The 13,980-nt window shown below is 37.4% G+C and carries 9 protein-coding genes; 3 read left to right on the plus strand and 6 right to left on the minus strand.

Annotation, left to right across the window (positions count from 1 at the left end; genetic code table 11):
• Positions 1-8: 8 nt before the first annotated feature.
• Genes B9T66_RS05335 through purD form a run of 3 tightly spaced genes read right to left on the minus strand, consistent with a single transcriptional unit; the run spans position 9 to position 4,177 of the window.
• Positions 9-2,216 carry an LPS-assembly protein LptD gene (locus tag B9T66_RS05335; protein WP_095627959.1) on the minus strand — a complete coding sequence of 736 codons (2,208 nt, stop codon included), beginning with the start codon at positions 2,214-2,216 and terminating at the stop codon, positions 9-11.
• Positions 2,217-2,678 (minus strand): RDD family protein, encoded by a 462-nt coding sequence (locus B9T66_RS05340; protein ID WP_095627960.1) that lies wholly within the window; start codon positions 2,676-2,678, stop codon positions 2,217-2,219. It lies immediately after the preceding gene.
• Positions 2,679-2,689: 11 nt separating this feature from the next.
• Entirely contained in the window at positions 2,690-4,177 is a 1,488-nt protein-coding gene (gene purD / locus B9T66_RS05345; protein ID WP_308201219.1) for a phosphoribosylamine--glycine ligase, read from the minus strand.
• Positions 4,178-4,513: 336 nt separating this feature from the next.
• On the opposite strand from purD, the gene B9T66_RS05350 reads away from it, so the two are divergent.
• The 3 genes from B9T66_RS05350 to B9T66_RS05360 all read left to right on the plus strand — a co-directional run bounded on the left by B9T66_RS05350 (position 4,514) and on the right by B9T66_RS05360 (position 9,622).
• Positions 4,514-5,332, plus strand: a complete 819-nt coding sequence (locus B9T66_RS05350) for an HpaA family protein (protein WP_095627962.1) — start codon at positions 4,514-4,516, stop codon at positions 5,330-5,332.
• 271 nt (positions 5,333-5,603) lie between these two features.
• Positions 5,604-8,192 carry an ATP-dependent Clp protease ATP-binding subunit gene (locus tag B9T66_RS05355; protein ID WP_095627963.1) on the plus strand — a complete coding sequence of 863 codons (2,589 nt, stop codon included), beginning with the start codon at positions 5,604-5,606 and terminating at the stop codon, positions 8,190-8,192.
• Between the two features lie 281 nt (positions 8,193-8,473).
• Positions 8,474-9,622 carry a CapA family protein gene (locus tag B9T66_RS05360; protein ID WP_095627964.1) on the plus strand — a complete coding sequence of 383 codons (1,149 nt, stop codon included), beginning with the start codon at positions 8,474-8,476 and terminating at the stop codon, positions 9,620-9,622.
• 59 nt (positions 9,623-9,681) lie between these two features.
• On the opposite strand, the gene glnA is transcribed toward B9T66_RS05360, so the two are convergent.
• From glnA to B9T66_RS05375, 3 genes are all read right to left on the minus strand, one after another.
• Positions 9,682-11,118, minus strand: coding sequence for a type I glutamate--ammonia ligase (glnA, locus tag B9T66_RS05365; RefSeq protein WP_095627965.1), 1,437 nt, complete (start codon positions 11,116-11,118; stop codon positions 9,682-9,684).
• An 89-nt stretch (positions 11,119-11,207) separates the two neighbouring features.
• Positions 11,208-12,566, minus strand: a complete 1,359-nt coding sequence (locus B9T66_RS05370; protein WP_095627966.1) for an L-serine ammonia-lyase — start codon at positions 12,564-12,566, stop codon at positions 11,208-11,210.
• Between the two features lie 9 nt (positions 12,567-12,575).
• A complete protein-coding gene (locus B9T66_RS05375) occupies positions 12,576-13,901 on the minus strand; it encodes an aromatic amino acid transport family protein (protein ID WP_095627967.1) in 1,326 nt (441 codons plus the stop codon).
• Positions 13,902-13,980: the final 79 nt, after the last annotated feature.

A 13,980-nucleotide genomic window follows, 5' to 3' on the forward strand; every position in this document is an offset into this window, starting at 1 on the left:
ATTTTATATCATTGTTGTTGTAATCGCTGTGTGAATCCAACTCCAGCAAGAGGCACAAATCTAAATTCTATCTTAATGTATTGATTAGCGATAGTTTCGATAGGGTTACTAGTATTTGCAGTCAAGATCGGACGCACATCGGCAGCAAACTTTAGCGCAACACCAAAACAACGAATATCACGAGAGAGGATCACACTCCAATCTTTAAAATAATTATTTTGTGTATCATATCCTACATTTCCGCTAAATTGAAAATATCCAAAGTCATATCGAAGACTCCCACGCACAAAACCACTTCTGTTTCTTGCGTCATTGTAAGTGCCACTTTGGATTGCTTGGGAATTTATCTGAAAAAAATAATTCAGTGTTGATTGCACACCAAAATTATTAAAACTTGCTGTGATAGAGGCTTCATTAAAGGTTTTGGCAATATAAGAGTAAAAAATATTAGTTGTTAGTGTGAGACCATCAAAGGGACTTAAGCCAAATTCTTGGCGCAAAGATTGGTTTTGGGTAAGAAGCTGGTTTTGGGTATAAATCCTTTGATACACACGATAAAAAAATAATTCCTTACCCTTGGTATTATAAAAATAATTTGAAAATTTAAGATCAAGTTTTGGCTGTGCGCTTCCAAAATCAATAATCTCATTTGGATTCCAATATGTCTCTAGGGCAGCAGAACTCATAGTTTGAGCAAGCGCACTATAAGCATCATAGACTTGATTGCTTAGTGCATCTGAAGTGTAGCGATAGGTTGGCGCGCTAAAAATTCCCTCAAGATGCATAGTGTGGAAAAAATATTTATATGCTTTGGCTACATCAGAATTTACTCCCACTTCATAATTAACATAGGCATACTGCATACTGCGCTCTACGCTATTTCTTGTAGCAGGATCAAGCACATCTTGGGCTTTATTGAGCGATACATTACTTGCAAACATATCAAGCTTGGCATTAAGATTCACATAATCATTAAGAATCGATATATTTGTGCCTATTGGGACATTAATGGAATTTTGCCAATATGTATACCCCACTGAACGCGTAATATTTTTACTCTGCACATCAAAAGCATAATACAAATATTTACTAAATAGTGTGTCTAAAGAGTGGTGGTATTGTAGGTTGGGGAGTGTTTGGAATGTGTTTGCATTGCTCTCTTGTGCGAGGTTTGAGAAATATTTAAAATACATACCAACATAATGTTTATCGCTTTGTCCAAAGTAATTAATCCTTGAAGTATGTAAGCGTGTGCTATAAGTCCCATTAAGTTTTTGAAGTCTTTTGTATTCCAAATCATTCATATACATAATTGAAGTATAAAGATGATCTTTGTAATTTTTAAAAAGCGGTTGAAGTATCCCTGATCGTGAATAATCCACCTCAAAACCAAAAATTTCTTTATTTAAGAGATTGTATTTTTGGATATATTCATTGTATTGATGAAATGACCCAATTTTAAAACTTGCTATGTTATTTTTTTCATCAGCGATTCTAAATTCTGCATTGCCACCATATCCTCGTGCTACACGAATTTGTGGAGATAATGTAAGATCCCATTGTTTATATGGCGCAAGATACACAGGCTGGATATATACAAAACCCTCCCTACTTGTATTACCAAATTCTGGAGGGAGCAATCCGCTTCTTCGCTCTGTAGAAGAAGGAAAAGCAAAATAAGGAAGATAAAAAAGAGGTGTGGATCCAAAATATAGCCTAGAATTCCAAGCGCTCACATATTCTTTTTGAGAATCATAACGCCCTGAACTCGCTTTTATATGCCAAATTGGAAATTGCACATCACAACCCGAAATAACAGCTTGTTTAAAAGTATAAATCTTATCTGTATTTTGAATTTCTTTCCCAAAAAACCACATACCATCGCTATTTTGGACATATGCGGGTTGCAATATTGTGTGCTTGGTTTTAAGATTCATATCTACCCTTGTTGCATCCACAAAAAGACTATCACCACGATAGATTCTGACATTACCCTCTAACACAGCACTCTCTTTCTCACGATCATATGTGATTGTATCCGCATACATATACACATCTTCACTCAGCATAAAGGCATTATCTTTGGCAATCACAACATTGCCGTGTGAGGTTACATTATTAGCAGAGAGTTCAAAAATCCTTTTTTTATCCTGTAATTCTGCAGCATAAGCACTAATAGCAAAAACGCATACAAATACAATATACCTAAAACGCATTTAGTTACTTATCACAAGAGTTTTTGGAATCTTATCGTGCAATGTGCGTCTAAACACATCACCAAAGGCTGGTAGATAGCTAAGATAAAAAATATTACTTCCTATGTATTTAAGCAATGCTCGTGTGAGGGCTTGAAAAAATGAGGGTTTATCCACAAAATCTATGCTAATAATGCGAATCTTCATCACTATCTTGCCCAATGTCGCACCATAGAGCATACAAAAAAGCACTTCATAGACTATGTAAAACACAAAGACCCATAGTGTAAGTGTCGCCATCATATCGCGCAAAATCTTTCCAGAATCTAAAGCCACCTGTATGGCTATAAGTTCCTCCCAAAAAATAAATGATATCGCTACGCCCAAAATACAAAGATCTAGGATATACGCTACTATTCTAGCTTGTAATGATGCAAGGCTTAAATCCTCGCGTTCTAGTAATTGCTCAATCTTTGTATCCATACCCTATCTCTTTATGAATCCAAAAATCTAATACCGCGCATAGCAATATCACTACGATATTGCATACCTTCAAAATGGATAGATTCTATAATTTTATAGGCATTTTCTCGCGCTTGTAAAAGTGTGTTGCCCACACCCACGCTAACAAGCACACGCCCACCAGTTGCCAAAAGTGCGCCATTTTGCACATCAGCAAAACGCAATTTTTTATCACTAGTATGAGAATCTATGCTATGCTGTGTATTTAACTCTACTCCAGCAAAAGAAATATGTCCTAATGAGTTGTCAAAATCCTTAATAAAAATAGGCTTAGCCTCGCTTTTAGCATAAGGATACGCCTTAGATGCAAGCACTACTCCTACGCTATAGGTATTTTTAAATCGCACTTGCAATGCCCCCAAATCCGAAGCAAGCAATAAATCTAGCAATGGTGTCTCAAGAGATGGCAAAAGCACCTCACATTCAGGATCGCCAAAACGCACATTAAATTCCAAGAGATATGGCGTAAGCTTTCCTTCTTTGCGCACCACCATAATCCCACCAAATAGCACCCCACAAAAAGGCATACCATCATCTGCCATACCATCGATAGCTCTTTGCATAATGTTTGTTTGTATTTCCCTAAAAAGCTCTTTATCACACATTGGCGTTGGCGTATAAGCACCCATTCCACCAGTATTTGGACCTTCATCATTATCCAAAAGCCGTTTGTGATCTTGCGCAGGATTAAGTAATAAAGAGGATTTTCCATCACTTAGCGCAAATACAGAAAGCTCAAAGCCATCTAAATATTCTTCAACCACAAGCACTTTTCCAGCTTCACCAAATAACTCCCCACTAAGCATTTTTGAAGCATTCTCTAACGCCTCATCTACATCTTTTGCAATAATCACACCCTTACCTGCACATAAGCCATCAGCCTTTAACACGATAGGGGGTGTCAGAGTTGTTATAAATTCTTTGATTTGTGCAAAATCACTACTTTTAATATAGCGTGCTGTGGGGATATTGTGGCGCATAGCAAAATCCTTCATAAATGCCTTAGAGCCCTCAAGTTGCGCAGCCTTAGCGCTAGGACCAAAAACCCTAATGCCATTTGCCTTCAATACATCACTCACGCCTTTTGTTAGTGGTTCTTCTGGACCTACGACTACAAGCGTAATGTCTAATTCCTTACAAACACGCACAAGATCGTGATTGTCATTATAAGTAATGTTTTTGCCAAGCAACAATGTAGCACCATTTCCGGGTGCAAAATATAGTGCCTCCACTCGTGAATCTTGTGAAAGACACAATCCTATTGAATACTCTCTACCACCATTACCAAGAATGAGAATCCGCTGTGTTTGCATTAAAAACCTTTGTGTGATTGTAACCCAGACAAGCGTTACTCTAAATGTAGCAAAGCCTAAAAAAGTAAAAATACAGGGATAAGAGATCGTAATTAGGGGCAGATTCTCACCTTGCAAGGCTACAAACGAAAATACCAAAACACACATACAATGCTACATATCCCAACAAGCTTTTTTAGTAACAGACTTGCGGTTATTTATGTGAGAAAAGCGCATCATCTAGGCGAGTGGAATTATAAAATATATAGATTTAAAAACTTATAAAGAACCAAGTGTTTCTATTTTCACACATATAGAATCTGTAGCTCTCTGAAATTTTAATACATCATTATGTTACATAATGTAACTTTTTAATATCAATCAAGAAAAATTTATAATAAATTTCATCAATTTTAAGAAAGTATTTTTTTTTTTTTTTGAGAAAATCCAACATATGCAGGTTATTTTTAATTTGCAATACATCAAAAAATCAAAGGAGTTCGTATGAATAGGACAATTTTCAAAGGTGTTATTACAGCATTAGGTATGTTTACCTTTATTGGTTGTATAGGTGAAACAGGCGGGGGTTATACGGTTAATAAATTATCAGAAACACCCGCTAAATTCGAATATGCAACAACACAAAAAGCCAATAAGACACAAGGCAAGGATATTTATCTCAGTGTTGAGGGCGAGACTGGCGCTCTTGGAATATCCAATGATAAATTTCAGGAAGCATTACAGAATCTTGTTTCTGAAATCTTGACTAACAAGGGCTACCAAGTAAGCACAAAGAGTCCAAATTTTCAAGAGCGTAAAGATGGTTACCTCAAGATGCATGTATACGCAAGCATGAATCTTACAAGGAATGTAACCAAGGAACAAAAAGTAGGTGAGAAGTGCCAAACACGTGAGGCTCTTGGGGTTCAATTATGTGAAGCTTTTGTAACAAGAGAAGGCACATACACAGGGCATACTAATGTAGTTATTCATTATAATGAACCGCTTAGTGATGTGCATCTTGATTCTGTAAAATTTGCATTAGATGAAAAAATGCCATTTCATGAGGTAGCAAAAGCACAATACCAAAAGACAAAAGCAAACGATGATTTGGTTAGCAGCATAGCAAGTTTAGGAAGTATGTTTAGCCAAAAAGAACAGGAGGGTGGTATGTTAGAAGATGATTCGCTAAAAGTGAAAGGTGAATTGTTTAACGCTCTCTATCAAGGATTAGGTGCAGCACTTGAAGAACATATTAGCCAGAAAGAAATTAATAGTTTTGAAAGTGCAGTAAAAAGTATCAAGGCTAAAAAAACTTATTAAAACTTCTAGATTTTGTGATCTAGATTTAGATTCTTAGAATTTAAATTGTGATTCTTTGACTTACGACTTCAAAGCCATGAGTATTTTTGTATGATACCCATGGCTCTCCATAAAATAGCATTAAAAATTAATTTTTCTAGTAATTTTTCATACGCCCCAAGAGCTAGATGTATGATTTATATAAAATTATGTCTATTTTTATAAATAAACTTGACATTAAATGACTAAACTTATATAATGCCAAATAACTTAAGATTATAAGGAGAATATCATGAATATTTTTGAAAAACTCACAAACCAACTCAAAGAAACACTAGATAGTGCAGCAGCTCTTGCGCTCCACAGCCAAAATCAAGAAATAAATATGGCGCATATGTTTTGGGCATTGCTCACAAATACCCAGTCTGTGCTCAATCAAGCCCTAAATAAGCTCAATATCGATAAGGCTCCCATAGAACTAGAAGCGCGCAGTGTAGCAGATAAACTACCAAAATCCTCTAGCGTAACAAAAGAGAATCTAAGCATATCAAAAAACCTTAGTGATGCGCTTGCAAAAGCACAAGGCGAGGCGACAAGAAATGGCGACTCATATATCGCGGTAGATAACTTTATCATCGCCAATCTTACAGATTCTGCCTATAAAGAAATTTTTGGCAAATATCTTGATAGCAGTGAGTTGAAAAAAACACTTGAATCTATTCGTGCAGGGACAAAAATCACTGATCAAAATGATGATTCTAATTTTGAATCTCTTGAAAAATATGGCATTGATCTCACACAAAAGGCGCTTGAAAATGCCATAGATCCTGTGATAGGTCGTGATGAAGAAATCACAGCAATGATGCAGATTCTCATACGCAAAACCAAAAATAATCCTATCTTGCTTGGAGAACCCGGAGTGGGAAAAACCGCTGCGGTAGAAGGTTTGGCTCAAAGAATCGTGGCAAAATCTGTGCCCCTATCTTTGCAAAATAAGCGTGTCATTGCCCTAGATATGAGTGCGCTCATCGCTGGAGCAAAATATCGCGGAGAGTTTGAGGAGCGACTAAAAGCAGTTATCAACGAAGTCAAAAAAGCTGGAAATATCATACTTTTTATTGATGAGATTCACACAATTGTAGGAGCTGGAGCAAGTGAGGGCAGTATGGATGCCGCAAATATCCTAAAACCTGCCCTTGCACGTGGAGAACTCCATACTATAGGTGCGACAACGCTCAAAGAATACCGCAAGTATTTTGAAAAAGACGCTGCACTTACAAGACGATTTCAACCAATCACGCTTAATGAACCAAATACCAATGAGGCATTACAAATCTTGCGCGGCATTAAGCAAAAGCTTGAAGCACATCATAATGTAAGCATTACGGATTCGGCACTTGTGGCGGCAGCTAAGCTTTCTCAACGCTATATTCCTGATAGGTTTTTGCCTGATAAAGCCATTGATCTTATTGATGAGGGTGCAGCAGAACTCAAAATGCAAATAGAATCTGAACCTTATGAGCTTAGTAAAATTAAGCGACAGATTCAAAGTCTTGAGGTAGAAAAACAAGCGCTCAATATGGAAAAAGACAAAAACAATGCCACACGCTTGGAAGAAATTGAGCAAGATTTGGCAAATTATAATGAAGAAAGACGCACGTTAGAGGGGCAATTTGAAAATGAAAAAGAGGTATTTAGGCAAATTGCAGAGCTAAAAACACAGCTAGATTCACTCCAAAGTCAATCAGAAATTGCCAAACGCAATGGGGATTACAACAAAGCTGCGGAAATTGATTATGGCAAAATCCCTCAAATCCAAGAAGAAGAGAAAAAACTCCAAGAAAAATGGGATACAATGCTAAAACAAGGCACATTGCTAAAAAATGCCGTAACAGAGGAGATCATAGCGGGTATTGTAAGCCGATGGACACAAATACCTATCAAAAAAATGCTCCAAAGCCAAAAAGAGCGAATCTTGGGCATAGAAGATGAATTAGCAAAAAGTGTGGTAGGACAAGCAGAAGCAATACATGCCATTGCACGCGCTATTAAACGCAACAAGGCTGGATTAAGTGCGCCAAATCGCCCTATAGGAAGCTTTTTATTTCTAGGACCTACAGGAGTTGGAAAAACACAAAGTGCTAAGAGTTTGGCAAATTTTCTCTTTGATAGCCCAAAAAATCTCGTGCGAATTGATATGAGTGAATATATGGAAAAACACTCTGTAAGTCGTCTCGTAGGTGCAGCACCAGGCTATGTAGGATATGAAGAAGGTGGTCAGCTCACAGAAGCTATTAGACGCAAACCTTATAGTGTCGTGCTTTTTGATGAAATCGAAAAAGCACACCCTGATGTGTTTAATATCCTTTTGCAAGTGCTTGATGATGGGCGATTGACAGATAATAAAGGTGTTGTGGTAGATTTTTCAAACACAATCATTATCCTTACAAGCAACATAGGAAGTGATAAGATTCTAGAATTGCATGATAAAAGTGATCGTGAAAATACGGTGCGTGATTTGCTAAAAGGCTACTTTAAGCCAGAGTTTTTAAATAGGCTTGATGATGTCGTGATCTTTAATCCACTAGAACTCAAAGACATTATGGGCATTGTAGATATTATGTTTGAACAAATCGCACAAGTCGCAGGACAAAAAGGTATCCAAATCTCGCTAAGCGATGAAGCAAAAGCCTTTATTGCTAATGCAGGATTTGATCCTATCTATGGTGCTAGACCACTCAAACGCGCCCTGTATGAAGAGATAGAAGACAAACTTGCTGAACTTATCTTAGAAGACAAGCTCAAAGAAGGCTCAAAAGTACAATTTGTGCTTGAAAAAGATAGTGATAATCACGAATATATCCAAGCCATTTACTCATAGCCTACGCTATGAGTAAGGCTAATCCCTACAGCAATAACACATATTTGTATGATACAATACCCACAAATTTCACTATATAAGACATAAGAATATCATACATAAGATTCTGTTTTGGGATTTGTGTAGCGCATTGGCATTTGATTAAGAGAAAAAATCCTAAGGAAATTTCACAAATCTATCACAGAAAAAATACTAGCCTCATAAGCTTTGGTGGTAGTAAGTGCGATGTATAAACCCAAGATAGAATCTAAAAAACTAATGACAAAACCTAAGGAAAATCTATGTGGCTAAGTATGCGAAAGTATAGGCATTTTATCTTTTCATTGGCAAGTATATATATCTTTGTGGGTTGTGGAGATCCCTCTGCTCCACATACACAAAACACATTTACTCAAGCAAACACACATACTAGTGATACATATGCTCCTCAAAGCACCATAATCATAAGCTTTGTAGGGGATTGTGTATTGGGAGATTATAAGGGAAGTAGTGGTGCTACCTTTAATGCAAAATTTAAAGAAGTGGGCGAGGATTATAGCTATTTTGGTAAAGGTGTGCGTGAGGTGCTAAGTAATGATGATCTTAGTGTAGGGAATCTTGAAGGTGTCTTGACGGACAAAAATTTGCACAATGCTTTTATAAAGCCCTTTAGCTTCAAGGGTCCTAGCAAATATACCAATATTCTTAAACATGCAGGTATTGAAAGTGTTAATATCGCCAATAATCACACACGAGACTATGGCACAGAGGGCTTTAGGGATACCATAGCTATTCTCACAAACGCAGACATTCCGCACTTTGGCGAAGGCATACTTGATATACGAGAAATCAAAGGGCATAAATTTGGGTTTGCAGGACATCGCGGGTGGAATCCAGACATAAAATATACAGCAAAGAAAGAAGTAGAGGCATTGCGTGCCAAAGGAGCGGAGATTGTAATCTTTGTCTTTCATTGGGGCGAAGAGCGCCAACATATCGCCAACAAAACACAAAGAGACATTGCGCATTATGTGATTGATAGTGGTGCGGATCTTATCATTGGACATCATCCGCATGTCCTCCAAGGCATAGAGGAATACAAGGGCAAAAAAATTGTATATAGTCTAGGAAACTTCATCTATGGTGGGGCAAAAAATCCAAAAGACAAGGATACGATGATTTATCAAGTGGAATTTAGATTTAATGATACAAAATCCGCACACGCACTACAAAAAGATTCTACACACAAAGCGCAATATGTTTCAAACCTTAGTCCTATTGATGTATGGGAGGAACACAACGCGATTGTCATTCATCGCATTATCCCTGCAAACATTTCAAGCCAAAATGCCTATAACGACTATAGCCCTAGAATCTATCCAAAACAAAGCCAAGATTACACACGCGTGATAAAAAGAGTGAGTGAATATAGCGAGGCGCTAGAAAGATAACCCTAAAGGTTATTTAGGATTTCTAGCACCAAAGGATTACTGCTAAGCAAAAAGGCTAGTTAGCAGCTATAGGTAGTTAAAAATTCAAAAGGATGCGGTCGCCCTTCCCAAGGCCAAATCTCTGTCTCAAATTTGTATTGTTTATAAGTTTGGATAAATTCCTCACTAAAAACGCTACCTTCTTTCAGATATGCCTTATCCACAAGCATTTCTTCAATCGCATGGCGTAGTGTGTGTGGTAATTGCTTAATGCCCTTTTCTCGAATCTCATCAAGGCTTAACTCAAAAAGATTCATTTCCATTGGCTTACCTGGATCGCTTTTTTGCTTAATCCCATCAAGTCCCGCCATCAAAAGCGCTGCAAATGCAAGATATGGATTACTAGAGCTATCTGGGAATCTAAATTCCATTCTCTTTGCTTTTTCTCCACTATTGTATGGAATCCGAATACTTGCACTACGATTTTGTGCAGAATATGTAAGGATTGAAGGTGCTTCAAAACCTGGTATAAGGCGTTTATAGGAATTGGTGCTTGCATTTGTAAATGCTGCTAAAGCGCGTGCGTGTTTTAAAACACCACCCAAAAAGTGCAATGCCAAATCACTCAAGCCCTCATAGGCATTACCTGCAAAAAGATTTTTGCCCTCTTTCCAAATACTAATATGTGTGTGCATACCACTACCATTATCGTTATAGAGTGGTTTTGGCATAAATGTTGCTGTTTTGCCATTGAGGTGGGCAACCATTTTTACGACATATTTAAGCTTTTGGACATTATCCGCAGCTTCCAAAATATCACCAAATTTTACGCCTATCTCACCTTGTCCTTGTGCCACTTCGTGATGCACGATAAATGTTTCTAACCCCACTTGGTTAAGCACTTTTACCATTTCAGCACGAATATCCACCATAGAATCTACAGGCGCCACAGGCAAATATCCACCCTTTGTCCCAGGGCGATGTCCGATATTTACGCCCTCAAATTCCTTATCACGATTCCATTCTCCCTCTTCTGTATCAATCTCATAATATTGACAATTGACAGAATCTTTAATCTTGATAGAATCAAAGACAAAAAACTCATTTTCTGGTCCAAAATATGCCACATCACCGATTCCAGAATCTTTAAGATACTGCATAGCACGCTTTACAATGCTTCTTGGGCATTTTTCATAAGGTTGATTTTTATAAATATCCCACACATCACAAAACACTACCATTGTTGTATCAGCGGTAAATGGATCGATAAAATATCGCACAGGATCAGGAATAAGAATCATGTCTGATTTATCGACAGGTTGCCAAGCTGGTGCTGAACTTCCATCAAAAGGGATACCCTCAAATGTCTTTTCATCAACCGCACTTGCACTAAAGGCTATATGATTCCATACACCCTTAATATCCGTGAATCGGAAATCTATGAATTCCACTTCATGCATTTTACATTCTTCAAAAAATTTAGCCACCGCTTGTTGATCGATTTGGATTTTATTCATTTTGGATTCCTTGCTCACAAAGATAAAATACTGCTGAGAGCGAAATTATATGATTTTAGAACTTAAAATTCTCATAACTACTTTGCAACCTAACACACACTAAGATTCTTAGCAAGCCCACCCAATGCAGTTTCTTTATATTTGTAATTCATATCCTTGCCGGTTTCATACATCGTTTTAATAACCTCATCAAGCCCTACTTTTGGTGTGCTTTTGCGAGTCATTGCCATTCTTGCTGCCGAAATAGCCTTGATCGCTCCAAAAGCATTGCGCTCAATACAAGGAATTTGCACCAAGCCACCTACTGGATCACATGTTAAGCCCAAATGGTGCTCCATAGCCATTTCGGCTGCATTACACGCTTTGTATGCATTTGCACCAAGCGCCGTTGCCATAGCACCTGCTGCCATAGAACTTGCACTGCCTATTTCTGCTTGACACCCTGCTTCTGCACCACTAATGCTTGCATTCTTTTTATAAAAAGATCCAATAAGCATAGCTGTTAGGAGAAATTCTACAACTTTTTCATCATTAAAGCCTATGGTATGATTTTTGAGATACAACATAACAGCTGGAATCACTGCGCACGCACCATTTGTTGGGGCTGTTACGACCTTGGCACCACTCGCATTCTCTTCGGCAATAGCAATAGCATACAATGAAATAAAATCAATAATCCCCATAGGATCGGTAGTAAGCGATATGCGCTCCCTTAAGCCATTAGCGCGTCTTTTTAAATGCAATGTGCCTGGTAAGTATTCTTGTGTTGCATGTGTGCCTTTATAATACACCTCTTGCATGACTTCCCAAATCTCATGACAATAGCTATAAATCTCCTCTTTGGTATGGAATTGTAGCTCATAGTTATAAGATAGTGTAGCAAGATTCCAATCATGTTCTTGACACAATGTTAGTGCTTGTGTAGCATTATTTACTTCTATGGCAAGTTTTTGTGTTTTGGCTTTTATGTTGTGTTGTCTCTCTAATTCCAATGCATTAAGCACAAATCCACCACCGATAGAATAATATGTCTCTTCATCAACCACACTACCATTAGAATCTAATGCCTGTAAAATCATACCATTTTCATGTAGTGGTAAAAATTCTTTAGAAAAAACCACATCTCTTTGGTAATCAAACGCAATATCTTTTTGCCCACAAAGAGTGATTATATGTTCTTGTAGCGCCTTATGAATGCTTGTATCTTGTATCTCTGCATCTAAGTCTTTTGCTTGTAATCCATTCAATCCCCAAATTACTGCTTTATCGCTTAAATGCCCCTTGCCAGTAAGCGAAAGAGAACCATAAAATGTAATGACAATGCGCTGTATTTCTGAAAGGCGATTTATAATCTTGGTGCAAAATAAATTTCCAGCAAGCATTGGTCCAAGCGTATGTGAAGAAGATGGACCAACACCTATTTTAAAAATACTAAAGTTACTTGACATTACTTATGCCTAAAAACTATAGATAGTGGTAAGAACCGTTAGAATCCCTGTAATAAATACAAAAGCATCAAGGAATGGATTTTTAAACTTCTTAAGTTTAGATATGCTCCAAATCGCAATAATTGGCATCAAAAATAAAATAACTGCAATAATAGGACCACCAAGCTTTTCAATAAAATCCAAGACACTAGGATCAAAATATGCAACTACAAGCATAATGATATACATCACAATGCCACTTGCCACAGAAATTACTTTAAGATTTGGATTCTCATTACCTGCGAGTTTGCAACATTTACGCACTATGCCATATGCTCCCTCACGCGCACCAAAATAATGCCCAAAAAATGATGTCGTAATAGCCAAAAATGCAATCAAAGGAGCACCATATGCGATTAGAGGCTGATCCAATTTATTAGCAAAATACGAAAGCACTGGAATATTTTGTTCTCTAGCATGCACAAGCTCATCAGGACTAAGGCTTAAGACACATGAAAACACAAAAAACATCACAAACACAAGCAATAAGCTCGATGTTGAAAACAAAATCTGATTAGACTTCATTTGTGCATGTTGAGCGCCATATTCTTGCTTAACACTAAGTGCAAATGTAGAAATAGCTGGAGAATGATTAAAAGAAAAAACAAGCACAGGCAAGGTAAGCCATACAACGACGAGAAACTCTTGCCAGCTAGGAACAACAGACAAACTATCAAATGACCAATGAGGAATAAGATATACAGAAAAAACAAAAAGAGCGATACACAAAGGATATACGAGCGATTCACACATTTTGGTAATGAATTTTTCACTAAAAAGCATAACCCCCATAAAAGCACTCACGCCCAAAAACACCAACAATGCACGATACATAGGCATAATTTTATGGATAGACTGCCCTTTTTCATTGATAGAAGTAGTATAAATACTTTGTATAAATTGCGCGATACTACTTTCGTGAGGTTCTCCACAAAGTGGCAGAATCTGATTATAAATAAAACTCTCAACCGTATTTGTTATCCCCACACAATATGCCAAGCAAATAGGAAAAATTGCAAAAAAATACAATATTGAGATAAAAACACTCACCCCACGCCCAAAATATTCCTCTGCGGCATGTGTGATGTCTTTATTACCATCTGCTTGTGATACAAACAGACTAAGCGCCCTATGACTTAAATACACCATAGGAAAAATCACGATACACATAACCACGATAGGCCAAAAACCACCAACCCCAGCTTTGATAGGTAAATACAAGATTCCAGCACCAACCGCAGTGCCAAAAAGCGAAAGCATCCAACGCGTATCAAAAGTATTCCAACATAACTTCATTACCTCTCCTCATATAAGTTTTGTGTTTTAAGGTATGGTAGTATAATAGATTTTTGATAAATCCCAAAGGGTATATAAG

The sequence above is a fragment of the Helicobacter sp. TUL genome, assembly GCF_002287135.1.
Taxonomy (GTDB): domain Bacteria; phylum Campylobacterota; class Campylobacteria; order Campylobacterales; family Helicobacteraceae; genus Helicobacter_F.